At 70.1% G+C, this 26,854-nt stretch carries 23 protein-coding genes and 2 pseudogenes; 11 read left to right on the forward strand and 14 right to left on the reverse strand.

The features are described 5' to 3' along the window. Positions 1-340: 340 nt before the first annotated feature. Positions 341-589, forward strand: a pseudogene (locus tag AC559T_RS32790) (mycothiol transferase); the annotation flags it as partial. 181 nt (positions 590-770) lie between these two features. Then, entirely contained in the window at positions 771-1,574 is an 804-nt protein-coding gene (gene ppk2, locus AC559T_RS32795; RefSeq protein ID WP_112108268.1) for a polyphosphate kinase 2, read from the forward strand. A gap of 192 nt (positions 1,575-1,766) precedes the next feature. Here the strand turns inward: ppk2 and AC559T_RS32800 are convergent, their stop codons facing one another. The 3 genes from AC559T_RS32800 to AC559T_RS32810 form a co-directional block, all read right to left on the reverse strand. Continuing rightward, a complete protein-coding gene (locus AC559T_RS32800) occupies positions 1,767-3,740 on the reverse strand; it encodes a chorismate-binding protein (RefSeq protein WP_112108269.1) in 1,974 nt (657 codons plus the stop codon). A 250-nt stretch (positions 3,741-3,990) separates the two neighbouring features. After that, the gene (locus AC559T_RS32805) at positions 3,991-5,829 is read right to left on the reverse strand and encodes an ABC transporter ATP-binding protein (protein ID WP_498871148.1); all 1,839 of its coding nucleotides are present in this window, start codon (positions 5,827-5,829) and stop codon (positions 3,991-3,993) included. Positions 5,830-6,120: 291 nt separating this feature from the next. Continuing rightward, positions 6,121-6,552, reverse strand: coding sequence for a PPOX class F420-dependent oxidoreductase (locus tag AC559T_RS32810; protein WP_071066984.1), 432 nt, complete (start codon positions 6,550-6,552; stop codon positions 6,121-6,123). Positions 6,553-6,882: 330 nt separating this feature from the next. On the opposite strand from AC559T_RS32810, the gene AC559T_RS32815 reads away from it, so the two are divergent. Continuing rightward, entirely contained in the window at positions 6,883-8,436 is a 1,554-nt protein-coding gene (locus AC559T_RS32815) for an alpha/beta hydrolase domain-containing protein (protein WP_498871149.1), read from the forward strand. 128 nt (positions 8,437-8,564) lie between these two features. Here AC559T_RS32815 and AC559T_RS32820 read toward each other — a convergent pair whose 3' ends face one another. The 9 genes from AC559T_RS32820 to AC559T_RS32860 all read right to left on the reverse strand — a co-directional run bounded on the left by AC559T_RS32820 (position 8,565) and on the right by AC559T_RS32860 (position 18,238). Further along, entirely contained in the window at positions 8,565-9,623 is a 1,059-nt protein-coding gene (locus AC559T_RS32820) for a DUF7064 domain-containing protein (RefSeq protein ID WP_498871150.1), read from the reverse strand. A gap of 61 nt (positions 9,624-9,684) precedes the next feature. Continuing rightward, positions 9,685-10,530 (reverse strand): ABC transporter ATP-binding protein, encoded by an 846-nt coding sequence (locus AC559T_RS32825; RefSeq protein WP_498871151.1) that lies wholly within the window; start codon positions 10,528-10,530, stop codon positions 9,685-9,687. After that, positions 10,527-11,453: an ABC transporter permease gene (locus AC559T_RS32830; RefSeq protein WP_112108274.1), complete on the reverse strand. Its 927-nt coding sequence runs from the start codon at positions 11,451-11,453 to the stop codon at positions 10,527-10,529. Before AC559T_RS32830 ends, AC559T_RS32825 begins: the two co-directional genes overlap by 4 nt. Next, complete coding sequence (locus tag AC559T_RS32835) at positions 11,450-12,514, reverse strand: ABC transporter substrate-binding protein (RefSeq protein WP_498871152.1); 1,065 nt, start codon at positions 12,512-12,514, stop codon at positions 11,450-11,452. The genes AC559T_RS32830 and AC559T_RS32835 overlap by 4 nt, the downstream gene beginning before the upstream one ends. A gap of 271 nt (positions 12,515-12,785) precedes the next feature. Next, positions 12,786-13,334, reverse strand: coding sequence for a hypothetical protein (locus AC559T_RS32840; protein WP_498871153.1), 549 nt, complete (start codon positions 13,332-13,334; stop codon positions 12,786-12,788). Next, positions 13,331-14,038: an ABC transporter ATP-binding protein gene (locus AC559T_RS32845; protein WP_020461396.1), complete on the reverse strand. Its 708-nt coding sequence runs from the start codon at positions 14,036-14,038 to the stop codon at positions 13,331-13,333. Before AC559T_RS32845 ends, AC559T_RS32840 begins: the two co-directional genes overlap by 4 nt. Then, positions 14,035-14,748 carry an ABC transporter ATP-binding protein gene (locus AC559T_RS32850; protein WP_071066977.1) on the reverse strand — a complete coding sequence of 238 codons (714 nt, stop codon included), beginning with the start codon at positions 14,746-14,748 and terminating at the stop codon, positions 14,035-14,037. Before AC559T_RS32850 ends, AC559T_RS32845 begins: the two co-directional genes overlap by 4 nt. Continuing rightward, positions 14,729-16,843, reverse strand: a complete 2,115-nt coding sequence (locus tag AC559T_RS32855) for a branched-chain amino acid ABC transporter permease (protein WP_112108277.1) — start codon at positions 16,841-16,843, stop codon at positions 14,729-14,731. The genes AC559T_RS32850 and AC559T_RS32855 overlap by 20 nt, the downstream gene beginning before the upstream one ends. Next, on the reverse strand, positions 16,844-18,238 hold the full coding sequence (locus tag AC559T_RS32860; RefSeq protein WP_071066975.1) for an ABC transporter substrate-binding protein: 1,395 nt from the start codon (positions 18,236-18,238) through the stop codon (positions 16,844-16,846). It lies immediately after the preceding gene. Positions 18,239-19,605: 1,367 nt separating this feature from the next. On the opposite strand from AC559T_RS32860, the pseudogene AC559T_RS32865 reads away from it, so the two are divergent. The 3 genes and pseudogenes from AC559T_RS32865 to AC559T_RS32875 form a co-directional block, all read left to right on the forward strand. After that, positions 19,606-19,787: pseudogene (locus tag AC559T_RS32865) on the forward strand (transposase domain-containing protein); the annotation flags it as partial. Between the two features lie 6 nt (positions 19,788-19,793). After that, positions 19,794-20,462, forward strand: a complete 669-nt coding sequence (locus tag AC559T_RS32870) for a transposase (RefSeq protein WP_498871160.1) — start codon at positions 19,794-19,796, stop codon at positions 20,460-20,462. 81 nt (positions 20,463-20,543) lie between these two features. Continuing rightward, on the forward strand, positions 20,544-20,804 hold the full coding sequence (locus AC559T_RS32875) for a C40 family peptidase (protein ID WP_498871154.1): 261 nt from the start codon (positions 20,544-20,546) through the stop codon (positions 20,802-20,804). Here AC559T_RS32875 and AC559T_RS32880 read toward each other — a convergent pair whose 3' ends face one another. Beyond that, on the reverse strand, positions 20,805-21,209 hold the full coding sequence (locus AC559T_RS32880; protein WP_498871155.1) for an NAD(P)H-binding protein: 405 nt from the start codon (positions 21,207-21,209) through the stop codon (positions 20,805-20,807). A 529-nt stretch (positions 21,210-21,738) separates the two neighbouring features. On the opposite strand from AC559T_RS32880, the gene AC559T_RS32885 reads away from it, so the two are divergent. Both AC559T_RS32885 and AC559T_RS32890 read left to right on the forward strand, forming a co-directional pair. Continuing rightward, positions 21,739-23,028, forward strand: coding sequence for an amidohydrolase family protein (locus tag AC559T_RS32885; protein ID WP_498871161.1), 1,290 nt, complete (start codon positions 21,739-21,741; stop codon positions 23,026-23,028). A gap of 104 nt (positions 23,029-23,132) precedes the next feature. Beyond that, the gene (locus AC559T_RS32890; protein ID WP_498871156.1) at positions 23,133-24,323 is read left to right on the forward strand and encodes a CaiB/BaiF CoA transferase family protein; all 1,191 of its coding nucleotides are present in this window, start codon (positions 23,133-23,135) and stop codon (positions 24,321-24,323) included. A gap of 151 nt (positions 24,324-24,474) precedes the next feature. Here the strand turns inward: AC559T_RS32890 and AC559T_RS32895 are convergent, their stop codons facing one another. Continuing rightward, positions 24,475-24,759, reverse strand: coding sequence for a hypothetical protein (locus tag AC559T_RS32895; protein ID WP_498871157.1), 285 nt, complete (start codon positions 24,757-24,759; stop codon positions 24,475-24,477). A gap of 32 nt (positions 24,760-24,791) precedes the next feature. Here AC559T_RS32895 and AC559T_RS32900 point away from each other — a divergent pair, with 32 nt between their 5' ends. From AC559T_RS32900 to AC559T_RS32910, 3 genes are all read left to right on the forward strand, one after another. Further along, positions 24,792-25,199 carry a hypothetical protein gene (locus AC559T_RS32900; RefSeq protein ID WP_498871158.1) on the forward strand — a complete coding sequence of 136 codons (408 nt, stop codon included), beginning with the start codon at positions 24,792-24,794 and terminating at the stop codon, positions 25,197-25,199. A gap of 312 nt (positions 25,200-25,511) precedes the next feature. Then, positions 25,512-26,294: a GntR family transcriptional regulator gene (locus AC559T_RS32905; protein WP_498871159.1), complete on the forward strand. Its 783-nt coding sequence runs from the start codon at positions 25,512-25,514 to the stop codon at positions 26,292-26,294. 139 nt (positions 26,295-26,433) lie between these two features. Then, positions 26,434-26,658, forward strand: coding sequence for a hypothetical protein (locus AC559T_RS32910; RefSeq protein WP_241832075.1), 225 nt, complete (start codon positions 26,434-26,436; stop codon positions 26,656-26,658). Positions 26,659-26,854 lie beyond the last annotated feature (196 nt).

The following is a 26,854-nucleotide window of genomic DNA, read 5'->3' on the forward strand; positions in this document are numbered from 1 at the left end:
CGTTGGCAGGCCTCCGGGCCGGCGAAAGGTTGCTGTTGCCAATTTGCGTGCCACGCACGTGACCGGACCGCAAAGGCGCCCGTTCCCGGGGCCGACACGATCGACCGGACAGAGTACGGCAGGGAGATCAGTTCGGCCCGGTTGTGGCCCCGGCGCCGGTCGGCGCGGCCGCCGACCGGCTGTGGGACGCGGTGACCGCCTGGGCCGGGCTTCCCCACCTCTACCGAGCTGCAACGGCCGAAGTCCGCCGCGGAACAGGGGCACATCGCGACCGTGTTCGAGCCCTACGCCCGCGCCCGGGCCCACGACCTGCCGACCGCGGCGCGCGAAGGAACGGTTGGTGGCTGACGAACCGGAGCCGCCCGCCAGGGCTCGCCTCACCTACCTCCAGGACGAACGGGAGCTGCTCGACGGCTGGCTCGAGTTCCACCGGTCGACCCTGTTGGCGAAGTGCGACGGGCTGAGCGACGACCTGCGCAGAGCCAGGCCGGTGGTCACGTCGCCGCTGTCCCTGCACGGCCTGCTCTGTCACCTGGCGGAGACCGAGCGGAACTGGTTCAGCCGGATCCTGGAGGCGAAGCCCGACCTGGGACGGATCTGGTACGACCCGGCGGTCGAGGGCAGTCCGCATCCGGGAGTAGGCCCGACACAACGGCCACGCGGACATGATCCGAGAGCTCCTCGACAGCACCGTAGGTCTCTGACCGCCTCTGGTAACCGCCCGGGTACGGGCGTTGACAGGCCGGGCGCCGCGGCCGACAGTTGCCGCTATGCCCGCCGACGTGACCCCGGAGCGCCTGTCGAGAACGGCCTACGACAAGGAGCTGGCCCGGCTGCAGACCGAGCTGGTGCGAATGCAGGAATGGATCGTCCACTCCGGGCGGCGGGTCGCCGTCATCATGGAGGGCCGGGACACCGCCGGCAAGGGCGGCGTCATCAAACGCATCACCGAACGTCTCAACCCCCGCCATTTCCGGGTCGTCGCCCTCGGCACGCCGACCGAGCGGGAACGCACCCAATGGTACTTCCAGCGTTACATCACCCATCTGCCGGCGGGCGGCGAGATCGTGTTCTTCGACCGGAGCTGGTACAACCGCGCCGGGGTGGAACGGGTGATGGGATTCTGCACCGACGAGGAATACGAGGAGTTCCTGCGGACGTGCCCCCAGCTGGAGCGCGCGCTGGTCCGGTCGGGGCTGACCCTGGTCAAGTACTGGCTCTCGCTGAGCGACGCCGAGCAGGAGCGCCGGTTCGCGGACCGGATCAAGAACCCGGAGAAGCGCTGGAAGCTCTCCGACATGGACCTGCAGGCCCGTGCCCACTGGGTCGACTACGCCGAGGCCAAGGACGAGATGTTCGCCTACACCGACATCCGGCAGGCCCCGTGGTACGTGGTCGACGCGGACGACAAGCGCAGCGCCCGGCTGAACCTGATCAGCCACCTGCTGTCGACGGTGCCCTACGAGGCCCTCCCGTACCCCGCCGTCGACCTGCCGCCCCGCCAGGACCGGGCCTACAAGCGCCCGCCGATCGACAGCCAGACCTGGATCCCCCGCCGCTACGTCGTCGAGTAACCAGCCCGACCCGATCGCGGGACGAACCGAAATCCGGGCCCGGGCCCCGGGGCCGGGGTCACAAATAGAACTGCTTGTCGTTTAGTGTCCTTCTCGCCGTTTCGAGGGTGAATCGGGCCGGATCCGATTCTGAAACGGCGAGAAGGACGCCAAAAGGGCGAGTAGACGATGTGGCGTGTGACGGGCGCGCGATCAGGCCAGGCGCACGGGAACGAGCAGTAGATCCGTCAGCAGGTCGCGCAGAACCTCGTGGCCGTCCAGGCTGAGCACCGACTCCGGGTGGAACTGGAGCCCGGCGAAGGTCGGCCCACGCAACGCGTGCACCGCCTCGTCCCGCCGGTCGTCCGAGTTGCCGGCGAGGTCCCGAACGCCCGCGGGGTCGCGGGCGAGTTGGACCACACCGTGGGGGGTGAGGATCTCGTCCTGGTCGAACTCCGCGGTGAACGTGGAGTAGAAACCGACCCGGCGCCGGTGGCCGAACAGGTCGATCTCGCGGGCCAGCCCCTGGTAGGTGGCCTCCCGGCGGCGCAGGCGCAGCCCGAGCAGGCCGGCGAGGAGCTGGTGGCCCAGGCAGATCGCGAGCATCGGCCGCCGCCGTGCCAGCAGGTCGGCCACGACACCGCGCATCGCTGCCATCCGGGGGTCGGCACGCACTGTTGGATCTCCCGGGCCGGGGCCGGGCACCACCAGATCGAATCGGGCGGTGTCCCCGGCCGAGTGCCACGGCCGCACGGTGACCGTCAGGCCGAGTGCGCGCAGCTGGTGGGCGAGCATCCCCGTGAAGGTGTCCTCGCCGTCGACGACGAGCGCCGACCTGCCGGCCAGCCCGGGGGCCGGGTTCGGCGCCGGGGCGCGTTCCGCCATCCAGAACCGGGCCAGGCCGAGGTTGCGGCCGGCGAGCACGGCGGCGATCTCCGGATCGGCTCCCAGCGGGACGCCCGCGCCGACGGGGTCAGCCACGTCCCTGACGGCGCCCGGGGCCGGGGCCGCGCCGGTGGCGGGCGGGCGCAGGCCCAGGGCGGCGAGCATCCCGGCGGCCTTGGTGTGTGTCTCCGCCGTCTCGCCGGCCGGGGTGGAGTGGCGGACGAGGGTCGCGCCGACCGGCACGCGCAGGTCGCCGCCGGGCGAGATCTCCGCGGTCCGGATCAGGATCGGCGCGTCGAGGGTCTGCGCGCCCGCCTCGTCCCGGCCGAGCAGGGCGAGCACGCCGGCGTAGTAACGCCGCCCGCGGCCCTCGTGCCGGGCGATCACCCGGAACGCGTTCTCCAGCGGGCTGCCGGTGACGGTCGGGGCGAACATCGTCTCGCGCAGTACCTCCCGGACGTCGAGGCAGCCCCGTCCGGCCAGCAGGTACTCGGTGTGGACGAGGTGCGACATCTCCTTGAGGTACGGCCCGAGCACCTGCCCGCCGTGCTCGGCGACCCGGGCCATCATCTTCAGCTCCTCGTCGAGCACCATGAACAGCTCGTCGATCTCCTTGCGGTCGGACAGGAACCGCAGCAGGGCGCCGCGGTCGGGCCCGGAGGCCGGCAGCCGGTGGGTGCCGGAGATCGGGTTCATCCGCACCAGCCCGGCGTCGACGCTGACGTGGCGTTCCGGGGTGGCCCCGACCAGGATGCGCGTTCCGGTGTGGACGAGGAACGTCCAGTAGGCGCCCCGTTCGCCGGTGAGCAGGCGGCGCAGCGCGGTGAGCGCGGCGGTCAGCGGCGGGCCCGCGATCGAGGCGGTGTAGGTGCGGTGGATGACGAAGTTCGCGCCCTCCCCGCGACCGATCTCGTCGCGGAGCACCTCGCCCACGATCTCGGCGTAGCGCTCGTCACCGATGTCGAACCGCCCGCCGGTGGCGGTCACGGCACCCGCCGGCAGAGCCGCGAGGGCGGCCGGCAGCGGCACCCGCTCGTGCCCGTTGACCCGCAGGCACTCCAGCGGGGCGCCGTCGTCGACGCAGGCGAAGCCGCGTTCGACGATCTGCCGGAACGGCACGAGCGCCAGCGTGCGCGGCCCGGCCGGCCCCGGTGGCAGCGGGATGTCGGCCAGCCGGGAGGCGACCTCGACGTCCCCGGTGAGGACGTCGAGATGATCGGCGCCTTCGCGGCGGAGCAGCGCGAACGGGCCGGGGTCCCGGCCCGCGGTGAGCGCGCCGAGCAGGTGGCGGAGCAGTTCCATGGTCGTTTCCTTGGTCGCCGGGCGGTCGCCTGGACTCGGCGATCAGCCCTGCCCCGGGATGGGAAACAACGGCGGCCGCCGGGCAGGGCGGCCGCGGGAGAGATCTACGCGCGGTGGGAGTGGGCCGCCACTGTGACGGGCCACCAGAAGTTCATCCGCGCGAGCATGCGGGGCATGCTAGCCGACGGCGCGGACCCGCGCTCCGCGGTACCACCGCCGAGCGACTGGCGTCCGCGCGCCCACCGGGCCGTCAGGGCATTGGCGCCGCCGGATCCGGCAGGTCGACGAACTGTCGTGCCTGCAGGTTGAACAGCTCCTGGTAGATGCCGGGCCGCGTCATCAGCTCGGCGTGCGTGCCGTTGTCGACGACCAGGCCCTCGTCGAGGACGTAGATGCGGTCGGCGGTGCGCACGCTGGCCAGCCGGTGGGTGATCAGCAGGACCACCCTGTCCCGCCCCTGCTCGCGGATCAGGTCGAAGAGCGCCTGCTCGGCGCGGGCGTCGAGGGCCGCGGACGGCTCGTCCGCGATGAGGAACGGGGCGTCCCGGTAGACCGCCCGCGCGCAGGCGATCCGCTGCCACTGCCCGCCGGAGAGGTCGTGCCCCGAGTTGTACTGCCGGGCCAGCGAGGTGTCGTAGCCGTACGGCAGCTTCTCGATCACCTCGGCCGCGCCGGTGGCCGTCGCGGCCGGGATCACGCTGTCCGGGCCGTCCGCCGCGAGCCGGTCGATGTTCCCGACGGCGATGTTGAGCCGGGCCGACATCGGCCACTGTGTGTACTGCTGCGGGATCAGACCGACCCGTGCCCGGACGCTGTCCGGGTCGACCTGGGCCAGGTCGACCCCGTCCCAGCTGACCGTCCCCTCGTCCGGTTCGTACAGGCCCGCGAGGATCTTCGCGAGGGTGGACTTGCCGCTGCCGTTGGCGCCGACGAACGCGACGACCTGGCCGCGCCGCAGCTCGACGGTGACCCCGCGCAGCGCCGGGGTGTCGGTGTGCGGGTAGGTGTAGGCGGCGGCGTCGACCCGGACGACCGCCGGTTCGGCCGGCGCCATGTCGCCGCGTGGCGCCGGTACCCGGCGGGCCGCCTCCGCGATCCACGACCGGTACTCCCCGAAGTACAGGAAGTTCTCGAAGGCGCTGTTCAGGCTGTCGAGCGCCGAGGACAGCGCGCCTCGCCCGTTCCGGATGGCCAGGACCGCCGTGCCCGCGGCGGCGAGCGGCATGATCTCGGCGTTGAGCAGGAGGACCAGCGTCACGTACACAGCCCCCAGCGCGAGTCCGGACACGACCTCCCCGGTCAGCCGGTACAGCGCCTGGCCCCGGGCGACGCGCACCTGCTCGGCCTCGTTCTCCCGGGCCAGCGCGATGTACTCGTCCAGCAGGAAGCGGTTCAGGCCGAACGAGCGGATCTCCGCGGAGCAGTCCCGGTCGGTCATGTGGTTGCGCAGCATGAACTGACGCCGGATCTTGCGGATGCGCCCGAGCCAGGAGGCGTGCGCCAGCCGCGCCGAACGCGCCGTCGCCCAGCCGTCCGGCAGAATCGAGAGCACCAGCAGCGGCAGCAGGAGCGGGTGCAACACACCCAGGACGCTGCCGGCGGCGACCATCTGCACCCCCGAGGTGAACACGTTGACCGCGTTGTCGACGAGCTGACGCCCGCTGGCGGCACCCCGCTCGGCCGCATCAAGATCGTCGACGAACCGGGGGTCGTCGAAGGACATCACGGACGTCCGGGTGGCCAGGTCGAGTAGCCGCACGATCGAGACGCGGTCGACCCTGGGCCCGAAGCGGCTCTGCAGGAGGCTGGTGACCAGGGAGATCGCCGTCCGGACGACGCCGGCGCCGACGACGAGGACCAGCGCGGGAATCGCGTCGTGCAGCCGCTGCGGGGTCGGCCCCTCGCTAAGCACCGCCGTCAGCGCGCCGGCGACGGCGAGCAGGCCGGCGGCCTCGACCAACCCGGACAGAACTCGCAGGCCGACCATGGTGACCAGGCCGATCCGGTCGGCCTCCCAGGCCAGTGACCAGGCCAGCCGGAGCAGCCCTGGCAGCCGCCGGGTCATCGCGAGCACGCCGGTCCGTTCCATTGTCCGGTCGTGCCGGCTCCATGGGCGTGGGGTGTCGTCGTCCTCCCTTCCATAGGTCAGTACCGGGTCACGTGCCTGCTCCGGTGCGCCGGTCCCCGGATCGGGCCCCTCGGGCGCTCGGGATCGGGCCTCTCGCTGCGCCGGAACGAGACTGATGGCGTCGGGATCTCGGTCCACCGGCACAGCCTGAGCGGCGAGGCGGCGATCCGCCCCGCCTTTGGAGGGGATTTGCTGTCTGGGTGATCAGGGTCCGTTCCCGCCCCAGTGGGCGGCCGGCCTGTGCGACGGGAGTCAGCCGAGGTGTTGCCCGTACAGGTGAGCCACTGCCATCGCCATGAGCACCCTGCGCTCGGTCACCATGACCGCGCGGTACTCGTGCCAGTCCGGGTGCTCGCCGGCGGCGGCCCGGTAGTAGTCGACCAGGGCCTCGACCTCGGGGCCGTGTGGGTCCGCTCCCGGCCCGGTGAGGGTGACCGGGCCCTCCACGGTCGCCCACGACCGGCCGTCGGGGCTGGTGACCTCCAGCGCCGCCCAGGGCTTGCGGCGCAGGTTCGCCGTCTTGGCCCGGCCCTCCGTCATCGACACGTAGAGCACACCGGACTGCTCCTCGTAGAACGGCAGGACGGGCGACAGCTGCGGACGGCCGTCCGATCTGATCGTGGCCAGGACACCGAGCCGGCTCTGCGCGAGCAGCGCGTGCGGGTCGAACGGTGAGTCGGTCATGTCCTGACCAAACCGCGACCGGAGGTTCTCTGTTCCAGGCGAATCAGGCGCCGAGCGCGGTCATTCTTCTCGTGCGCTGTGACGTCCGGCTCTTCGACAACTCCGACGACGGTTTCGACCTGTGGGCCTTCGCCAGCCCGTGTCATTCTCCGCGCTGAAGGCGAGCCTTTCTGCGAGCAACGGAAAGCCCGCGACCATCGGCGGCAGAACGGACGCCGTCGGGAACTGGCACCTCGGTGCCAGCCATCGGGTGAGCCTGGGACCTCAGATCAGGTTGGCGCGAGAATGACCATCTCCCATCTCAAGACGGAAAATCGGTGGAGGTTTCACATGCCCTTTCCACGATTACCGGGCAGGCGCGTCACCGCGCTGCTCGCCGCGGCGGCCTGCACGTCCGCGGTGCTCGCGGTCTGCGGCCCGGCCGCGACCGCGGCGCCCGGGGCGGGCGCCGGAGCGGGCGCCGTCGCGTCCCCGACGATCACCGAGCCGGCGGCTGGTAGCCACGGCTTCCCGTTCCAGGCGGAGGACCCGGCGCTCCTCGCCGCCAGGGGCTACGTGGAGCGGGAGTTCCTGTTCGGCGGCACGGCCACCGCCTACAACAGGAACGGCACATTCGGCTCGGATGGCAGATGGCAGGTGACACCGGGCACGCAGGCCCCCTACCAGAGCAGGATGCTGGTCCGTTATCCGTCGGACCCGGCGAAGTTCAACGGGACCGTCCTGGTCGAGTGGTTCAACGTCAGCGGCGGCATCGACGCGCAGGTGGACTGGACAACCATACGCGACGAGATCCTGCGTTCCGGCTACGCCTACGTCGGCGTCTCCGCCCAGCAGCTCGGCGTCAACGCGACGGGAGCCTACCCCGGCCTCAAGGCCTGGGACCAGGCCCGGTACGGGACCCTCAGCCACCCCGGCGACCAGTACTCGTACGACATCTTCTCGCAGGCGGCGCAGGCGTTGCGCACTCCGAACGGACCGAATCCGCTCGGGAAACTCAAGTTCACGAAGCTGCTCGGCGTGGGTGAGTCGCAGTCCGCGATGCGCCTGACGACCTATGCCAACGCGGTGGCTCCGGTGGCCCGGGCGTACGACGGGTATCTCATCCACAGCAACATGGCGGCACCGCCCCCGCTGAACGCCGACCCGTCGGAGACGATGCCCAATCCGACCCTCATCCGTACCGATCTGAGGGTGCCGACCTTCGTCGTGCTGACCGAGACCGACATGACGCTCCATGTGACCGCCCGGCAGCCGGACTCGGCGACCGTGCACACCTGGGAGCTCGCCGGCACCTCCCATGCCGACCAGTGGCTCCTCACCACCGGGCAGCCCGTGTACGAGCGCATGTTCGGCAAGCCCGTTCCGCCTCGCGACTGCGGGGCCAATACACCGCCCATCAACGACGGCCCGGCGCACTACTCTCTGAACGCCGCCCTGTCGGCCGTGAACCGGTGGATGCGGGGCGGGCCCGCGCCGGCCACCGGCACGATCCTCAGCATGCAGGGCAACACGCCGGTCCGCGACCCGGCCACCGGGCTGGCCCGCGGTGGCATCCGGCTTCCGGACGTCGCGGTGCCCACCAGGACCCTGACCGGGCAGCGCTTCGCCGAGGGTGCCGCAGCCCTGTTCTGCGGCCTGTTCGGCGCGACCGACCCGTGGAACGGCGACGCCGACCCCTGGGACACGCACAACGCGGGCGACCCGTCCAACCCGACCGCGCCGCAGACCGCGGAGCCGGTGCTTCGCCAGCTCTACCCGACCCACGCCGACTACGTGAACAAGGTGCGGGCGTCCGCGTGGACGTCGGTGTTCCGCGGGTTCCTGACACCCGCGGACGCCAGGACCATCGTCACCGCGGCTCAGAACTCCACTGTCGGCGGCTGACCGAGCCAGCGACAATCAGAGCCCGACCTGCGGGCCGCCTGCCGGGCCACCTGCGGGCCGCCCGCGGGCCGCCTCCGGCGCCGTCGACTCCCGGCCGGACCCGGGCTCGGCGCCGGCGGTGGCCGCGGTCACCGGGCGACCGTGTCGCTCACGCTGGAGCGTTCCATCATGCCGTTCGCGGTCTCGCCGTCCCAGGTGTAGCGGGCGATGGCCTGCTGCAGGTTCAGGCGCTGGGAGCCGATGTCCGCGCCCATCACCGCGAAGGTCGACAGGAGCGACTCGCCGTGGATCGTCGTCGTCCGGCCGTCCTCGGTCTCGAGGGTGACGGAGACATCCTCGCCGGTGGGCCGCAGCTCACGCAGCCAGGGCGCGTCCACGACGCGGGCCGGGATGAGCGCACCGGCGCCCTCGAAGAGGAAGCCCTCGTTGAAGGTCGCCTTGCCGTCGGCGCGCGGCGGGTAGAGGCACAGACCGAACGCGCGCCCGCTCGGGAACAGCGCCGACTGCCAGACGTGCCCGCGGAAGGTGGCGAGCCGGCGAACGCCCGCGCGGCGGATCCGCAGGCCACCGCCGTTGAGCTCGTGGACCTCGTCGTCGACCTGCAGGCTGCCGGTCACCCGGGAGAGCTGCTCGAAGCGGGGGCCGCCCATCAGGTCGCCCTCCTCCTGGGTGGCGAGGACCCGGCCGGCCTCCTCGAGGAGCGTGCCGCCCTCCCACGGCGGCACCGCGGACCTGATGTCCAGCTCGAGGCGCACCTCGACGGTCGGCCCGCCGGTGACGCCGCGCTTCCAGCCGCCGATCTGGCCTTCGGCGGAGGTCACCACCGCGGGGCCCTCCAGGTGCATCTTCCAGTGCCGATAGGGCTCGACCAGCTCGAAGGACAGCGGCCCCGCGCCCAGGACGCGGGCCTTCCCGTCCGCGCCCAGGTCCGCGCCCAGCGGGTCGTGCACCTTCCTGGGGCCGTACATGTTGAGCACCCGGCCGCCGGCGAACGCGATGTTCACCTGGATGTCGTGGGTGTCCCACTGGTCCGCGGCGGCCTCGATGCCGATTCGGGGTAATCCGAACTCGACGCCGTCGTCCCACACCCACGCGTTGACCGACTCGCGCATGTCCGGGTTGTCGGGCTGGGCGGGGAACACGTACTCGCGGTCGTCGCTCAGACCGCCGGTCAGGTCGATCGCCATGGTGTCTCCTCCACATCTCGGTCGGCCGGGCGCCCACGCGCCCGCGCCGCGGAACAGGTAGTCAGGTAGTAAAGCCCGGGGTCTCCCGGGCATCCACAGGCTTGCCGTTCTCGGTCGTGCCGGGGATCGGGCCCTCGGCCTGCCGCGACTCGTGGACGCCCAGCTCCTCGAGCAGCAGGCGGCGGGCCTGTACGAAGCCCGGGTCGCCCACGGCGCGCGGGCGGGGCAGGCCGATCGGCCGGTCGAGCGAGATCCGGCCGTCGGTCAGCACGACGGCGCGGTCGGCGAGGACGACGGCCTCGTCGACGTCGTGGGTCACCAGGAGCACGGCCGGCCGGTGCCGGGCGCAGAGCTCGCCGATGAGCTCGCGCATCCTGATCCGGGTGAGCGCGTCGAGCGCGGCGAACGGCTCGTCGAGCAGGAGCAGCCGCGGCTCGCGCACCAGCGCCCGGGCCAGGGCGACCCGCTGGGCCTGGCCGCCAGAGAGCGTGGACGGCCAGGCGTCCGCCCATTCGGCCAGCCCGACCTCGGCGAGGGCGGCGCGGGCCGCCTCGCGCGCGCCGCGGCCACCCCGCTGCCCGACGACGACGTTGCGCCAGACCTTCTGCGACGGCACCAGCCGGGGCTCCTGGAAGACGACGGTGCGGGTGGGCGGCACCCAGACCGCGCCGTCGTCGGCGGCCTCGAGGCCGGCGAGGATGCGCAGCAGTGTGGTCTTGCCGCTGCCACTGGCACCGAGCAGCGCCACGAACTCGCCGGCGTGGATGGCGAGATCCACCCCGTCGAGCACCGGGCGTTCGAAGGTCTTGCGGGCCGCCCGGACCTGTACGGCCAGCTCACCGCCGGCCTGCGCGCCGGTGCCCGGGCGTGGCGGCGCCGCCGGGCCCGCGCTCGTCGAGCGGCTCATCGGACGGCCAGGCCGCGGTGCCACGGCATCAGCAGGCGTTCGAGCACCCGGACCACCAGGTCCGACAGGAGCCCGAGCACGGCGTAGATGGCCAGCACCACCACCAGGACGTCGACCTGCTGCATCGACTGCGCCTGGTACATGAGGTAGCCGAGGCCGGCGCTGGAGTTGATCTGCTCGGCGGCGATGAGCGCGAGGACGGAGATCCCGAGGCAGTACCGCAGCCCGGTGAGGATCGACGGCAGCGCCAGCGGAATGATCACTGTGAGCACGAGCCGGGCCCCGCGCAGGCCGAACACCTCCATGGCCTCGATGACCCGGCGGTCCACGTTGCGGACGCCGTTGTAGGTGTTCAGGTACATCGGGAACAGCGTGGCGAGCGAGATCAGCAGCACCTTCGGCAGGTCGCCGATGCCGAGCCAGACGATGAACAGCGGCACGACCGCGAGGAAGGGAATGGTCCGCAGCATCTGCAGCACCGCGTCGAGCAGCTCCTCGCCGATCCGCCACAGGCCGGCGACGACACCGAACAGCAAACCGGCCGCCGCCCCGAACAGCGCCCCCCGCAGGGCCAGGCCGAGCGACACCGACACCTGGTGGAACAGCTCGTCCTCGCGCACCAGGTCACCGAAGGTCTCGACCATCCGTGGGGGTGAGACGAGAACGTCGGACGAGATCCAGCCCGCCTCGGTGCCCCACCACCACAGGCCGAACAGGATGAGGGGCAGCAGAGCGCGCAGCGCCAGTGACGCCCCGCGCCCGTGCGTGTGCCGCCGTGACGCCCGCGGGCGGACGAGGCCGGGCGCCGGCGGCAGGTCCGCCCCGGCGCCCGGAGCGGCGGCCGCCCCGGCCAGCCCGGGCCCCCCGCCGGCCAGGTCGGGCGCCCCGGCGCGGGACGCGCCCGAGGGCAGCAGGTCGGTCATGACGGACCAGGCCGGCCCTGGGCCACCGCGTTGATGATCGGGTTGTAACGGTCGTCGAAGACCGTCGACGTGTCGATCTTCGCCTTCAGCACGCCCTGGTCGGCGAAGAAGTCCGCCTCGCGCTGGTGGGCGTCGGTGACCGTCCTGTCGATCGGCACGTAGCGCAGGGGCGCGAGGTCGATGAGGGCGCGGGCGACGGTGTCGTCCACCTTGTAGGTGGGCTTCACGATCGCGATGGCGGCGTCCGGGTGGGCGTTGTACCAGTCCTGCGCCTGCGCGAGCCGGCCGAGGAAGTCGCCGATGGCGTCGCTGAGCCCGGCGTCGGAGAGAGCGCCGTTCCGTGCGACCAGGTAGTTGACTCCGGGCAGCACACCCGTGCCGGTCATGAGGACCCGGTCGGCGCCCTTCGCCAGCATCATTGCCAGGGGCGGTCCCCCGCTGGCGATGACGTCGATGTCGCCGCGGTCGTAGGCGGCCTGCGCGCCCTGCTGGAGGTTCACCAGTTTCACGTCGTCGGTCGTGAGGCCGCCCTTCTCCAGCGCCTTCGCGACCAGGTACTGCGACACCGTGCCCTGGCTGTTGAGGATCGTCGCGCCGCGCAGGTCCGCGACGGACCGGATCGGCGAGTCCTTCTTCACGACCAGCGCGAAGTTCGACTTCGCCGGGTCGACGATCCGGGCGGCCCCGACGACCGTCACCGGGCTGTGCGCGGCCTGCGCGAACACCACCGGGGTCTCGCCCATCACCCCGAGGTCGACGTCCCCGCCGGTCTGCGCCGCGATCACCGTGGGGCCACCGCCCTGGAACTGGCTCCACTCGATCTTGTAGGGCGTGTCCTCCAGCTCGCCGGAGGCTTCCAGCACGGAGCGGACCCCGTTGACCTGGTCACCGAAACGCAGCGTGACGCCGGAGAGGTCGTTCGCCGCCGCCGCGGCCGTACCCGGCGCCGGCGCCGGCGCCGGGTCGCTCCCGCCGCAGGCCGCCGCGAGCAGCCCGGCCAGGGCGAGGGGAACAACCACCAGCAGCCGTCGGGACCGGCGTCCGGTCGGACGGCCGATCATGAGGACTCGTAGCGGAACGGACGGCGCGGGCGTAGCGTCACGGCCTGCGGGCAGTCGGCCCTCATCCCCCACGTGACCTCCTCGGCACCGGCTACACGAGCGCGCACCATTTCCCCCATCTCCGGTCGGGAAGCTTTGACGGCAGCATGATGTCACGAATACGGGCGGGTCCGCAATGGCGGAAGGCCTGGCCAGACGGCTCCGGGAACGCGAAAAGGCTTGCGGCCAACGAGGGTGTCGTTGGCCGCAAGCCTTTTCAGGACCCGCCAGGTCAGGTCGAGACGGACTCCTTCGTCGCCGGCTCCGCAGCCGGCGCCGCCGTCTCGGAGGCCGCTGCCTCGGGCGTCTCCGCCGGCGCCTCGGCGGCGGCGGGCTGCTCCACGGCGGGCTCGGCCGCCGAGGTGGCGACCGCACCGTTCGCGGCCGCCGGGGCCGCCGGGGCCGCCGGGGCCGCCGCGGCCGCCGGGCCGGTGACGGCCTCGACCCCGGCCAGCCGGTCGCCGAGCTGGGCGAGGTCGTAGGACTGGCGGGCCATCCAGAACCGGAGGAAGCCGGTCAGGGAGTAACGCAGGAACAGCGCCGCCCCCACCACGCTCGCGACCACGCCGCCCAGGCCGAGTGCGAGGGCGTCGCGCTGGACGAGCGGGTCCCGGGTGCCGTGCGACATCGCGTACGCCGTCACGCCGAGAGCGGCGCCGACCACCAGTAACGCCACCCCGAGCCGTACCCACAGCTGAGGCCGGCCGGCCGCCGGATCGGGGATCTTCAACTCCCCGAGCTCGCGGACGAAGCGGTCCGCGCGCGCGTCAGTGGACGTCATGTGGAACTCCCCAGATAGAGGGCGGATAGTTCGGCGCGCAACTCGCTGTCAGGGGCGCCCTGGCGTTCGACCCGTCCACGCACCAGTACCGCCGCGTGGTCGGCGATACCGAGAACCGCGGCGGCGAACTGCTCCACCACCAGGACGGCGACGCCCTGCTGGGCGATCTCGGCCACCTGCTCGTAGAGACGGGCGACCACCAGCGGGGCCAGCCCCATGGACAGCTCGTCGAGGAGCAGGACGGCGGGGTCGGTGGCCAGCCCGCGGGCGAGGGCGAGCATCTGCTGCTCCCCGCCCGACATGCTTCCCGCGGCCTGGTTGGCACGCTTCGCGAGGATGGGGAACCGCGCGAACGCGATCTCCTCGATCTGCTCCCGGGAACGACCGGTGAAGGTCATCATCAGGAGGTTGTCCCGGACGGACAGGTTGGGGAAAACCCCACGCCCCTCCGGGATGAGGCAGACCCCCGCGCGCGCCAGGTCGCGGGGGTTCGCTCCGGTCATGTCGCGCCCGCCCAGCAGCAGCCGGCCCGACTCGGCCCGGTGCGTGCCGGCCGCGACTTTCAGCGTGGTCGTCTTGCCCGCGCCGTTCGGCCCGAGCAGGGCGACCACCTGACCCGCCGCGACGCTCAGGCTCACGCCGTGCAGGACGGTGATCTTCCCGTAGGCGGCGCGGACGTCCCGCAGTTCCAGGAGAGGTGTCATGCCGCGTCTCCCAGGTAGGCGGCCAGGACGAGCTCGTCGCGCCGGATCTCCTCCGGAGAGCCGGCGGCGATGACCTTGCCCAGGTCGAGCACGTACAGGTCGTCGCACACGCTCATGACCAGATCCATGTCGTGTTCGACGATGACCACGGTGGTCCCGTCGGCGGCGAGCGAGCGCAGCAGGTCGGCGAAGCGCTCGGTCTCCTCGGCGTCCTGCCCGGCGGCGGGCTCGTCGAGCAGGAGGAGCTTCGGCCGGACCGTCAGCGCCCGGGCCACCTCCACCAGCCGGGCGACGCCCGTCGGCAGCGTGTCGGCGGAGGTGTCCGCGATGCCGGTCAGGCCGAGCCTGTCCAGTACCTCGGGGACCAGGGTCGCCGCCTTGCGGCGCTCCGGGCCCAGCTCCGCGGCGACGAGGAGGTTGTCGCGCACGCTCAGCCGGCCGAACAGCTCCAGCCGCTGGAACGTCCGGGCCAGCCCGTGCTTGCTGCGCCGTGACGGGCCCAGCCGGGTGACGTCGTGGCCGTCGATGAACACCTGCCCGGACGACGGCCGGCGCAGCCCGGAGATCACGTCGAACAGCGTGCTCTTGCCGGCCCCGTTGGGCCCGATCAGCCCGGTGACCCGCCCCTTCTCGGCCGCGATGGCGACGCCGTCGAGGGCGCGAACGCCCCCGAAGGCGACCGTCACGTTCTTAACCTCCAGCAATGCCACGGGCCAGCACCTCCTCGTCCTCGCGACGCCAGGCCCGGCGCACGCCCCACCATTCGACGGGGACGTCCGACTCGACGGGCTTCGCCTCCCGGACCTGCGCGTAGGTCTGGGCCGCGACGATCAGGACCAGCGCCAGGCTGAAGGTCAGCCAGCCGTCGAGCACGTCGCCGAGCTGGAGAACCCAGAGCACGACGAGCACGCCGATGAGCCCGGCCAGGACGGGCTTGTTCCGGCCGAGCGGCTCGGCGCCGGCGCGCATCTCGGGGACGGCACCGTCGGGGTTCCGCGCGAGCCCGAGCCCGGCGAGGCCGGGCAGCACCGAGGTGATGTTCTGCGCGAACGTCCCCGCTGCGGAGATCACGGGGAAAGATCCGCCCAGTGCGGCCCCCGAGAACAGGCCGTTGCCCACCGAGGTGAGGCCGCCGATCACGGCGATCAGGAACAGCGGCAGGCCGGCGACGAGACCGAACTGCTCGGCGGTGACCGACCGCTGCTGCATGCCGTACAGCGCCCCACCGAGGCCCGCGATGCCCGCGGACATCGCGAAGACCGCCACCTTGGACCGCAGCAGGTTGCCACCGAGGGTGGCGTAGGCCGCCTCGCTGTCCCGCAGCGCGATGAGCTGACGGCCGAACCTGCCACGACGCAGCCACGCCACCGCCAGGGTGGTGAGCGCGAGCCAGACCGCGGAGAACACCATCAGCTCGGAGCCACTGTCCAGATGCCACCCGAACAGCGACGGCCCGGACACGTCGACCGTTCCCCCGTCGTACAGCGAGATCTTCGCCCCGAACAGGTCGAACGCGGGAAGGGTGAAGATCCACCGGTCGAGGATGACCGCGAAGGCCGCCGTACCCAGCGCCAGGTACACGCCGGAGAGCCGCAGTGCCGGCAGCGCGACCAGCGCACCGGCCGCCCCCGAGATCACCACGGTGGCCGCGAGCGCCCAGATCCCGCCGTCGGCACCCATGTGCGCCCAGACCGCGGCGCCGATGCCGGCCATGCTGAGCTGGCACAGCGAGATCTGCCCGGCGTAACCCGCGAGCGGGACGTAGGACAGCGCGATCACACCGAACGAGAAGATCGTCCCGTAGGTGATCAGGTCGCCCTCGCCCAGGACCGAGGCCAGCACGACCCCGAACACCACGATCACCCCGGCGAACACGAGAGTCCCCCGGATCGACGGGACGGCGACCGGGCGGGCCTTCGTGTCCCGCCCGCGCAGCCGGCGGTGCGGGAAGACCAGCAGCGCCAGGAACAGCAGCAACGCGGGCGCCGCGAGCCGCAGCCCCGGCAGGTAGTCGTTGCTCGGGAGGTACCCGGTCAGGTAGCTCTCCAGGCACCCGACGACGACCGCGCCGAGGAAGGTCAGCGGCAGGCTGCGCAGCCGCCCGAAGATGGCCGCCGTGTAGGCGCTGACGATCAGCAGCGAGAGCTGGCCGGCGTCCAGGGAGACCGACGGCGCGATGAGGATGCCGCCGATCGCCGCCAGCTGGGTGCCGAGGATCCAGGCGACCTGGTTCGAGCGGACCGGGTTGGCGCCGGTGAGGCCCACCAGCGCCCGGTCGTCGACACTCGCCCGCATCTCCGCGCCGATGCGCGTCCCGTAGAGCAGGACGCGCAGGCCGACCGCGACCGCCACCGCGACGATCATCGTCAGGGCCTGGTGCCAGGTGATCGTGGCGGGCCCGATGTCGATCGCGCCCTGGTCAGCGAAGAAGGTCGGCAGCGACCGCGCCTCGTTCGGGTCCCAGATCCACCGGGCGACCGCGATGAGACCGCTCAGCATCGCGACCGTCATCACCAGGCGTTCGGCCTCGCCCAGGCCCTGGACCGGCCGGAGCACCACCCGTTCGACCAGGAGGCCGAAACCGGGCGCGAGCACGGCCAGCACCAGGACCAGCGCGATCGGTACCGGCAGCCCCCAGCCCTCGGTGAGCTGCCAGTACACGAACGCGGCCATCATGCCCGCGGCACCGTGCGCGAAGTTGAACACGCCGGTGGTGGTGTAGGTGAGCACCAGACCGCTGCCGATGATGGCGTAGATCGCGGCGGTGCTCAGCCCCACAATCCCGAAAGTGAACAGCTGTTCCATTTACTTGAGGTCGCTCAGGCTCTTGCCGACGCTGGCGAGGGTGAGCGGCGTGCCGTACGAGCCCGTGTACTTGACGGAAGGGGCATCGCAGCGGAACGCACCGGTGTCAGGCTCGAAGTCCGCGGGCTTCCAGCCGTCCGCGCTCGCCTGCACGACGTTGAAGCACTTCAGCGGCGCGTCGGCCTTGGTGATGTCGACCGAGGCCTGCAGGCCACCGGCAGTCCATTCGGTCTGCTCGCGCGCCGTGTCGTAGAGGCACTTGCGGGTGAGGTCGTCCCCGCACTCCTTGGCCGACTCCGCGAACAGCAGCCAGGACGAGAAGGCGCGCAGTGCCGGGAAGGTGACCTCCGCGTCGGGCGCGTACTCCTTGTAGAGGTCCAGGACCTTCTGGACGGCGGGGACCTCGTCCGCCACCTCGAGAGGCGCGACCCCGCTGAGGTCGGCCAGGTTGTTCTGGGTGCTGATGGCGTCGCCGGCGAGCTCCACGAACGCGGATCCGTAGGCGTTGCTGTTGGCGTCGATCCAGTCGAGCTTGTAGTCGATCGACGACAGCACCTGCTCGAGCTTCGCGAGGCTGCGGAAGTCGCCCTGGAAGACCAGGCCCTTCACGCCCTTGCTCTTGAGCGCCTGGGCGTAGGGCGTCCAGTCCGAGACGCCGGCCGCCGGGTAGAGGTCGTTGTAGGCGACCGTCCCGCCGGCCTTCTGCACGGCCTCCACCGTCTGGTCCCCGATGACCTTGGTCACCGGGGAGTCACCGGCGATGATGCCGACCGCACCGGCGGAGGCCGGGTAGGCCTCCTTCAGCAGCCAGTTGAAGTAACCGGCGTAGCGGATGTAGGAGTGCCCGGCGCCGATCGCGTCGATCTGCAGGTCCGAGCCGATGTTCTCCGGCTGGCTCGTCTGCGCGGGGATGTCGGGGAGCAGGCACTTGAGGCGCTCTTCCACGCCGCCGGCGTCGAGCGCGCTGCCACCGCCGACGATCGCGAAGTCCTCGCGGCAGGACTCGATCATCCGCTGGCGGGTCTCGAAGATCTTCGAGTCCCGCAGGTTGTAGGCGATCTTGCGTCCGTTGATGCCGCCGGCCTCGTTGCACCAGGAGGTGAACACCTTGGCGGCGTCGTCGAACTCAGAGTTCTTGGTGAAGCCGACGTCACTGAAGACACCGACGCTGATCTCGCTCGCGGTCACGCCCTGAGCGGGCGCACCCTTCGGGTCGCCGGTGCCACAGACGTCCTTCAGGTCGCCGAAGTCACCCGCTGCGGCGGCCGTGGACCCCTGGGTGGCGGGAGTGTCCTCACTCCCTAATTCGCCGCCCGAGTCGCGGCCACATCCTGCGACGAAGACGGTCACCGCTGCGAGGGCAGCGACGGCCGCGACAGTTCTACGGGGTCTCACGGATCTCCTCCTCTTGCTATCCCGACCGGCCGCATCGCCTGGATGCGACCTGGTCGCCCGGGTCCTACCTGGGCGGCCGGACAACGCGGATCAACCGAGTCCGGTCGGGCTGGGCATGCTGGAGCAACCGAATCGCTGCCGGAAACCGGCGAGCGCGCACCGCGGAAACCACGACGACACCGGCCCACCGCTGGACGGCACGACGTACCCGCGGTTCGCGGACGAGCGTATCGCCCCACCGAGAACAGCGTTGCCGCTGTCGGCCGGCGATCAGGCCGCGGGACCGGCGGAGCCAGGGGGACGAGGCCACTGGTTCCGCTCCCCGCCGGCCCTTGGTCGGGCGTGACATTCGCGTTTCCGATTCTTCTCGCGCGCCGTGGCGGTGCCCCGAATCTCATCACCCGAACGGCTTTGACGCAGCGCTGCCAGCCCTGCCCCGGCCGATCATGATGAGGTAAGTGTCACTGCCAGTTTCCGGAAGGCTCCTTCTCGGTGAGAGGAAACTATCGGCTCCGACCGCGAGAATCAAACCCGCCCCCATGGGTCCCGACCGGGGGCCGAGGCCGCCCGCGGGCCCGCCCCACCGGCCAGCCCGCGCGCGGGCACGCCGCCTGCGCCGGCCGTCCCCCCGCCTCCCTGGGCGACACCTGGGATACGACTGTCACGCTAGCCGACCGGCTAGACATCGATGTCGCCCCGGGGGTCGGCCGACGCCCGGCGGCCGGGGGCCGCACCGGTGGCCCGACGGATCCAGATCTTGACTTCCAGTCAGCAGGAACTTCGCTCTCGCGCTGGGCCGGGCAGAGCCGCCCTGACCTGGGAAGGCCTACCGGCCAAGCAGCGATGGGACGTCCGCGGCACGCGGGCCGCGGCCCGCCAGGCCGTAACGGCCACCCGCCCCGGGGCGCGGCGGCGACAGCCGCCGAACGGTGTCAGGAGCCGACCGCGGGCCGTCGCGCGACCGCCACGACGTCCGCTAGGTGGCGAACCTCACAAATCATTCGAACCATGTCGATCTCGCCACGGGCCGGGCGACCAGCCTCTCCACTCACCGCGCGCCGGGCGACCGGCTTCGCCTCGCACCACGAGCTGGGCGACCGGCCTTCCCGCTCACCACACCCCGGGTGCGCGGCCGCGGGCCTGGCAGGTGTTACAGCGGGGGCAACGGCCCGTCAAGACTCGGTGGGGACCGGAGTGTCGTGCTGAAACGGGCAGCGGAGCCCCGTTAGGAGGCAGTCGACCAAGACAAGTCCCATGCTCCAGGAGCTCCGCTGTCCATCGAATCTGTCACGCGTGTTGTCCGTGTCGCCGGGGGCCGGTTCGCGCCGGGCCACCTCGGTGAGCTCACCCGCCAGGTCCCCTTCGAGTTGGTCGACGCCGCGCTGGCCGAGACCGGGAAGATCCAGAAAAGGGTCCGGGGCCTGCCGGCCCGGTCGGGGTCTACCTGCTGCTTGCCGGTGTGCTCCATGCCGACACCGGCTGGCCGGGGGTGTGGCGTGAGCTGGTCGGCGGGATCAGGAAGGGGATGCCGGTAGCGTCCCCGTCGGCGTCGTCGATGGCCGCCTCGCGCCGCCGGCTGGGCGTCGCGCCACTGCGCGGCCTGTTCGAGGCGGTGCGTGGGGCGGTCGCGGCGGGCTGGACGGGGTCGGTGTGGTGGCACGGCCGGCTGGTCTGCGCGCTCGACGGGACACAGGTCGTCGTGCCGGACACCGACGAGAACAAGACCGTCCACCGCAAGGGCGGCGGCAACCACGGCGGGACCGGCTACCCGCTGGTCCGCCTCGTCGTGCTGATCGCCTGCGGCACCCGCGGGGTGATCGACGCGGTGTTCGCACCGACGTCCGACGGCGAGCCGACCTGCGCGACCCGCCTCCTCAGCAGCCTGCGTGCCGGGATGATCGTGCTCGCCGACCGCAACGTCGGCGGCCAGCCGCTGCTGGAGAAGATCGCCGCGACCGAGGCGGACCCGCTGGTCCGGGTCACCAACAACCGGCTCTTCCCGGTCGGGGAGACCTACCGGGACGGCTCCTGGCGCTCGCGGGCCGGCCGGCTCGACGTCCGGGTGATCCGCTGCGAGATCACGATCACCACCGACGCCGGTAGGAAGACCGGCTACTACCTGCTGGTCTCCACCCTGCTCGACCCGGCGATCCCCGCCACCGACCTGGTCCGGCTCTATCACAACTGGTGGCTGATCGAAATCGACCACTCACAGTGCATCTGAAAATGGCCGCTCTGCGGCGGGCAGGCCGGCGCTCGGGCTGGACCCGGCGTTGACGGAGGACCCGCCGGCTACGCCGCTGTCGTGTACATCCAAGGGCAGATTGGTATCCCGTATTTATGGGGCGGAGACGGACCGGCCGAGGGTGGCTTCGACTGCTCCGGCCTCACCCGCGCCGCCTACCTGGCCGCAGGCATCGACCTACCCCGCACGACCCAAACCCAGTACGAGGCAGGACCCGTTGTCCCACCCGGAGAACCGCTGGCGACTGGCGACCTCGTCCTACTGCGGGACCCGCGACAACATCCACCACGTCGCGATCTACATCGGGAAACAGGCAGATGATCACTGCTGCGACGTACGCCCAGTCGAGCTCGCTGGCCCGACGGCTCGTCGAGGCCCGCCAGGTGGCCGAGGGAGAAGGAACGGTACTCGTTCGGGTAGCCGGGCTCGTCCATCGACGCAGCGCCGGATGCCCCCCGGCAGGACCGAGGAGAGGCCGACGACCGCCAGGTGGCGCGCCCCTGCCTTCGCCAGACCGGTGGCCAGCGCGCGAGACGACGCGGTGAAGAAGTCGTGTGCTGGCACGGACAGGTCCGCCGCAGCGCTGACGGCCGCGTCCCGTCCGGCCGCCGCACGCTCGGCGCTCACCGCATCCGTGACGTCACCGGCCACCACCCGGATGTCGAACGGCAGGTCGCGGTGGCGTGCGGGGTCGCGCACCACGGCCCCTCGGGGTGGGAATTTCATGATCGTCCACACTTCGCGAAGGGCTTGGCTGCCGATCTGGCGACGGCTGCTGAATCGTCGTTGAGCACTGGCCGGGCAACGTCGGCCGACCGACCGAGCCACCGCCCCTGGTGCCACGCGGACCGACGACCTCTCGATCTGGTTCATACGAGGGCATTGTGCTTGGCATCACACCTCGCTAAAATGCCAGACAACCGGTCATATGGATAACCATACGAGTGGGGGTGCTGCCACGCGGTCGTGGGCCACATGAGGTGGTCGGATCGCTGGGATTCTGAGACCTTCCTGATGCTGGGACCGGCAACGTTTACCCTGCCCGCCGCGCCCCGGCGGCGCCTAGCGGCGTTGTGTCGACCGGGGACCGGCGCGGCGGGCACCAGGCGGCCGGCGCGAGCTGTGGGTCCGTCGCCAGGGGGCAGGTCGTCTCCACCCGTAGACCTTGACTGCCATGGTGCCCAAGCTAGGAACTTCGATAGTTCGATACCACCAATCAATCGGCAAAGTGAAGGCGAAGGTGACCGCGGTGAACATGAACGACCTGATTCTGGTGAGTACCGATGATCACATCATCGAGCCGCCCAACATGTTCGACGGTCGACTGCCAGCCAAGTACGCGGACCGCGCTCCTCGGGTGGTCGGCGACAGCAAGATTGGCTTCAACTGGGTCTTCGACGGCGCTAAAGCGAGCCAGCTGGCGCTGGCCGCCACCGCGGGCCGCGGCGTGGGCGGCAAGGCCCAGCAGTACCACGAGGAGCCTAAGTCGTTCGCTGAGATCCGCCCGGGGACGTACGACGTCCACGAGCGGGTCAAGGACATGGACGCCAACGGTGTCCTCGGATCGCTCAACTTCCCGTCGTTCCCCCGCTTCTCCGGCGCGCTGTTCGCCCAGGTCGGGCAGAAGGACAGCGATTTAGCCCTGGCCGTGGTGCGGGCGTACAACGACTGGCACATCGACGAGTGGTGCGGCTCCTACCCCGAGCGCTTCATCCCCTGTGCCCTCGGCCCAATCTGGGACGTCCACCTCATGGCGGCCGAGATGCGCCGGGTGGCCGCCAAGGGCGTGCATGCCGTCGCGTTCTCCATGAACCCGTTCGGGCTCGGGTTCCCCTCGCTGCATGACTCGTACTGGGACCCATTCTGGGAGACCTGCGAAGAGAACCAGATCGTCGTCTGCATGCATATCGGATCCGGCGCCGCCATGATTCAGACCTCGCCGGACGCACCGATGCTGACCCGGGTGACGTGTTCGGGCATCAACATCTACCCGACGGCCGCCGACCTGATCTGGTCGCCGATGATGAACAAGTTCCCGAACCTGACCTTCGCTCTGTCCGAGGGCGGCATCGGGTGGGTCCCGTACTTCCTCGAGCGCGCCGACTTCACCTACAAGCACCACGTGGCCGACATCGAGGAGCACCCGTTCTATGGCGAGACCCCGAGCCAGCGGTTCAACCGCCGGATCGTGACATGCTTCATCGACGACGCTCACGGCGTGGAGAATCTCCACCTGATGAATGTCGAGAACGTCACGTGGGAGTGCGACTACCCGCACCCGGACAGCACCTGGCCGTACACGCCGGAAGAGGCGTGGCCGTACCTCCAGCGGGTCAACAACGACGAGATCGTCAACAAGATCACGCACCTGAACGCCATGCGGATATTCAACTTCGACCCATTCAAGCACATCCCGAAGGAGCATGCGACTGTCGCAGCCCTTCGCGCCCGCAGCGCCGGTCACGACGTCTCCTACGTGCCCGGCAAACAATACGGGCTCGGCAAGATCACTCAGTCGATGATGGGTTCGATGCGGACGAGCTGAGGGCTCGCCCACAATTGCTCCGATCGTACATGGTTACACCTATCGCCGCGAGAATGGGACGGGTTGTGGAACCTAACGAGACAGGATCGCTGCCGCTCAGTGGCGTGAAGGTACTTGAAGTCGCTTCCCATGTATTTGTCCCGGCGGCGGGCGCGGTGTTGTCGGAATGGGGGGCCGATGTCATCAAGATCGAGCATCCGAAGACTGGCGATCCCTACCGTGGTCTAGTGACAGCTGGTCTGCACAAGCTCCATGGGGGCATCGACCCTTACTTCCATTCCGCGAACCGCGGCAAACGCTCGGTTGCCCTGGACGTCAAACATCCGGAGGGTCGGGCACTGCTCTCGCGGCTCGTGGCGGCCTCCGATGTGTTCGTCACCAATCTGCGAGCGGGAGCCCTCACTCGCCTGAAGATTGAGGTCGAGGACATACGACGCGACAATCCTTCGATCATCTACGTCCGTGGCACGGCCTTCGGCGCCAAGGGGCCGGATGCCGGCCGGGGTGGGTACGACTCCGGCGCGTACTGGGCGCGCACCGGCATGCAGTACACCTTCACGCCGCCGGAGGCCGAATGGCCGACGATGGGCAAGCCGGCCTTCGGCGACGTGGTGGGTGGTCTCACCATCGCGGGGGCGATCAGCACGGCGCTGTACCGGCGGGCCACTTCGGGTCAGCCATCGGTCATCGACGTATCGTTGCTCGCGTCCGGGATGTGGCAGCTCCAGGTCAACGTGATGAACGCGCGCATCTCCGGCCTAGCCCATCACGGCGCGCCGGATCGGTACCAGTTCCCGAACCCGCTGATGCTCTCGTACCGGACCAAGGACAATCGATTCGTCGCGCTGCAGATGCTTTCGCCCGATCGCTACTGGCCTGACCTGTGTCGGGCGATCGGCCAGCCGGAGATAGCCGCGGATCCACGGTTCATCGACCTGGAGGCCCGTCGGGAGAACCGCCTCGAGTGCATCGAATGGCTCGACGGCGTCTTCGGCGATCGGAATTTCGACGAATGGTGCCAGATCCTCGCCGATTTCGACGGTGAGTGGGTGCCCGTGGTCAGCCCTCACGAAGCGGCCGATGACACGCAGGTGATCGCCAACGGCTATCTGCAGACGGTCGACTTCGACGGCGTCGAAATCCCCTTGGTCACCAGCCCGGTACAGTTCGACGGGCAGCCGGGAAAGCCGACTCGGGGCCCGGAACACGGCGAACACACCGAGTCCACCCTCCTCGAGTTGGGTCTGTCCTGGGAAGAGATCGGGCAGCTCAAGAGCAGCGGCGCCATTCTCTGAAGCAGACAGTCAGTGGTCGGGCGCATCCTGCCCGACGTCGAGGTCGCGATCTTCGCCCCCCCGGGTAACCGGCTCCCGGCCGAGAGCCGCGCAATGGCACAGAACTCCTCGTGCGCGCCAGTCAGCACGCGGTCCGGCCGTCGTTGCGCCGTCATGACTGTCCAGCGCCCGGTACGCCTGCCCGGTACGCCTGGTCGTCGTCCATACCCGAAAGCCCGGGTATGACGACGTCCTCGCAGGCCCACTCGGCTGCGGACAGCTTCGACATCGGCTCGATCGCCCGGTTCGCCACGAGCGCGAACAGCACCCGTTCCACCGCCGCCGTGAACCCGCGGTCCGCCACCGCCTTCTCGATCGCGGCAGCGACCCCGAGCTCGCGCCACAGCTCGTCCAACAACCACGTCACGCCGACCGGGCGGGCGTCGACCACCTTCATCCTCCGCCCCGGGTTCCGCAGTTCGTGGGCACATGGCGAAGATCGCTGAGATGAAACCGCAGGTCATGGGCCTGCCGATCTCGAATTTCAGTCGCGTGGAGCCGAAAGTGTGGTATCATCACTTGACTGATTTTGTTTGCTATGCCTGGTCTGATGTGTTCGGTGTGGGCATGTACTTGCGGTTCACGCAGCGGCGGAACGCCGACGGGGCGGTGGTGCGGTACGCGGCGTTGGTGCAACAACCGGCAGGTGGATGCACGGTGAAGCCGCAGGTGCTGATGAACCTCGGTCGCACCGACCGGGTCGACGTCGACGGGCTGCTGCGGCTGGCCGCGTCGATCCGAGAACACTTCGGCGACGGCCGGGACGAGCCGGGCGGGCCTGGTCACGGGGAGGCGGGCCGCCCGCGCCGGGTGCCTGGCTGCCGACTCAGTGCATGAGCCGTTTGATCTGCTGGCGTGACCGCTTGCCCGTCGAAGCCGGCCTCGCGGACCAGAGCGGCGTCTGCGCACCTCGTACAGGCTGTGGCCGATCTGCTCCTCGCCGCGACGTTCAGCGAATGACCTGGATCCTGCTCAAGGGCTTGCTGCACCAGCCGCATCGCCCACTTACGCCGCTCCGTCGGCTACTTCCATCGGGGGCGTCGGTGTGGTCGGAAGGGAAGTGCGAGTTGACTAACAACTCGAGTGGACCGCATCACTGGGATCACGCGATGTCCAACACCGCACAGACCGCCGGGTGGGGTTGAGTACATGCCTCATAGTCCACTCTCAGCACCGCTGTATCAGCGGATATACGGGGTTCTCTACCGACGTATCCAGCGCGGTGTGTACGCGCCGGGAGCCGCTCTCGAGAGCGAAGACGAGCTCGTTGCTGAGTTCGCGGTGAGCAAAGCGACAATTCGGCAGGCCGTTGGGATACTCGTCGAGCGAGGACTCGTGGAGCGACGTCAGGGGCGTGGCACATTCGTACGTGAAGACGCCGCGGTCCACAGGCCGCACGCCTTTGTCGGCTCGTTTACCGAGCTCATTATAGGCACGGACGACATGTCGTTTCGCGAATTCAGCGTTGAACACGATGTGCCGTTCCCTGTGAACGTTCGTGAGGCGCTCGGGATGCAATCATCTTCGGGTACGGCTCTGGTCTATCGTCGCGACTTGCGCGGGGAGCCGTTCGCCTACACGGTCGTCTACCTGTCTCCGGCAGTTGTCGAGCTCCTCGAGCCCGAAGAGATCGTTCCCTTTGAACGTGCCCATTTCGAGATGAAGCGCGGTATGCCGATCACGGGAGCAACGCAGTCGATGTCGGCTGAGATCGCCGACTCGCTGGTCGCGACCAACCTATCGATCGAAATCGGCCAGCCCGTTCTGTTCTCCGAGCGCGTCGTGCGGAGCGAGCTGAGGCCGGTGGAGTTCATTCATACGTGGTATCGGGGCGATATGTTCAAGTGGCAGGCGGATCTGAGCTTCGCCTGGAGCGGCACAAATCTGACTGTTACGGTATCCGTGGACGAGCCGTCCATTCCGGCGAAATGAAGCTGCCCCGAGACTTCGGTGAGCGGCGGTCGACGTCGTGGGGGGCGGGTCGACGGTCATTGATCGCAGGCCAGGGTAGAGCGGCTATCTTTTCGTTGAAAACGGCCTTCGAAGGCTGTTCAGAGAGTAGACAACGGGAGTGCCGAATCGAGTTCAGGTTGGTCAGCTCAAAGTCGCCAGGGTCTTGTGTGAGTTTGCCGTCGAGGAAGCAATACCTGGCTCTGGCGTCGATCCAGCAGCCTTCTGGTCGCGGGCCGAGGCACTGATCCACGATTTCGCACTGCGGAACCAAGAGCTGCTTGCCCGTCGGGTCGAGCTACAGACCGCAATCGATAAGTACCACCGTCGACTCCCTGGACCGTGAACCGACGCCGCATATCAAGAGTTTCCGACCGAGATCGGCTACCTCGCGCCCGAGCCCGGAGGTGTTCGAGGTTGGCACTGCTGATGTCGATTCGGAGTGTCGAGACAGGCAGGAGCGCAGCTCGTCGTGCCGCTGCTGAACACACGGTTCGCTGTCTGCCCTGCGAACGCACGCTGGGGTTCTCTATACGACGCGC

Source organism: Frankia sp. Hr75.2, from assembly GCF_949319125.1.
GTDB classification, from domain to species: domain Bacteria; phylum Actinomycetota; class Actinomycetes; order Frankiales; family Frankiaceae; genus Parafrankia; species Parafrankia soli.

Coding starts and splice junctions, on each gene's coding strand:
- ppk2 (WP_112108268.1), top strand. CDS start 771: ATGCCCGCCGACGTGACCCCGGAGCGCCTGTCGAGAACGGCCTACGAC.
- AC559T_RS32800 (WP_112108269.1), bottom strand. CDS start 3,740: ATGGAACTGCTCCGCCACCTGCTCGGCGCGCTCACCGCGGGCCGGGAC.
- AC559T_RS32805 (WP_498871148.1), bottom strand. CDS start 5,829: ATGGAACGGACCGGCGTGCTCGCGATGACCCGGCGGCTGCCAGGGCTG.
- AC559T_RS32810 (WP_071066984.1), bottom strand. CDS start 6,552: ATGACCGACTCACCGTTCGACCCGCACGCGCTGCTCGCGCAGAGCCGG.
- AC559T_RS32815 (WP_498871149.1), top strand. CDS start 6,883: ATGCCCTTTCCACGATTACCGGGCAGGCGCGTCACCGCGCTGCTCGCC.
- AC559T_RS32820 (WP_498871150.1), bottom strand. CDS start 9,623: ATGGCGATCGACCTGACCGGCGGTCTGAGCGACGACCGCGAGTACGTG.
- AC559T_RS32825 (WP_498871151.1), bottom strand. CDS start 10,530: ATGAGCCGCTCGACGAGCGCGGGCCCGGCGGCGCCGCCACGCCCGGGC.
- AC559T_RS32830 (WP_112108274.1), bottom strand. CDS start 11,453: ATGACCGACCTGCTGCCCTCGGGCGCGTCCCGCGCCGGGGCGCCCGAC.
- AC559T_RS32835 (WP_498871152.1), bottom strand. CDS start 12,514: ATGATCGGCCGTCCGACCGGACGCCGGTCCCGACGGCTGCTGGTGGTT.
- AC559T_RS32840 (WP_498871153.1), bottom strand. CDS start 13,334: ATGACGTCCACTGACGCGCGCGCGGACCGCTTCGTCCGCGAGCTCGGG.
- AC559T_RS32845 (WP_020461396.1), bottom strand. CDS start 14,038: ATGACACCTCTCCTGGAACTGCGGGACGTCCGCGCCGCCTACGGGAAG.
- AC559T_RS32855 (WP_112108277.1), bottom strand. CDS start 16,843: ATGGAACAGCTGTTCACTTTCGGGATTGTGGGGCTGAGCACCGCCGCG.
- AC559T_RS32870 (WP_498871160.1), top strand. CDS start 19,794: ATGGCCGCCTCGCGCCGCCGGCTGGGCGTCGCGCCACTGCGCGGCCTG.
- AC559T_RS32880 (WP_498871155.1), bottom strand. CDS start 21,209: ATGAAATTCCCACCCCGAGGGGCCGTGGTGCGCGACCCCGCACGCCAC.
- AC559T_RS32885 (WP_498871161.1), top strand. CDS start 21,739: ATGAACGACCTGATTCTGGTGAGTACCGATGATCACATCATCGAGCCG.
- AC559T_RS32895 (WP_498871157.1), bottom strand. CDS start 24,759: ATGAAGGTGGTCGACGCCCGCCCGGTCGGCGTGACGTGGTTGTTGGAC.
- AC559T_RS32900 (WP_498871158.1), top strand. CDS start 24,792: ATGGCGAAGATCGCTGAGATGAAACCGCAGGTCATGGGCCTGCCGATC.
- AC559T_RS32905 (WP_498871159.1), top strand. CDS start 25,512: ATGCCTCATAGTCCACTCTCAGCACCGCTGTATCAGCGGATATACGGG.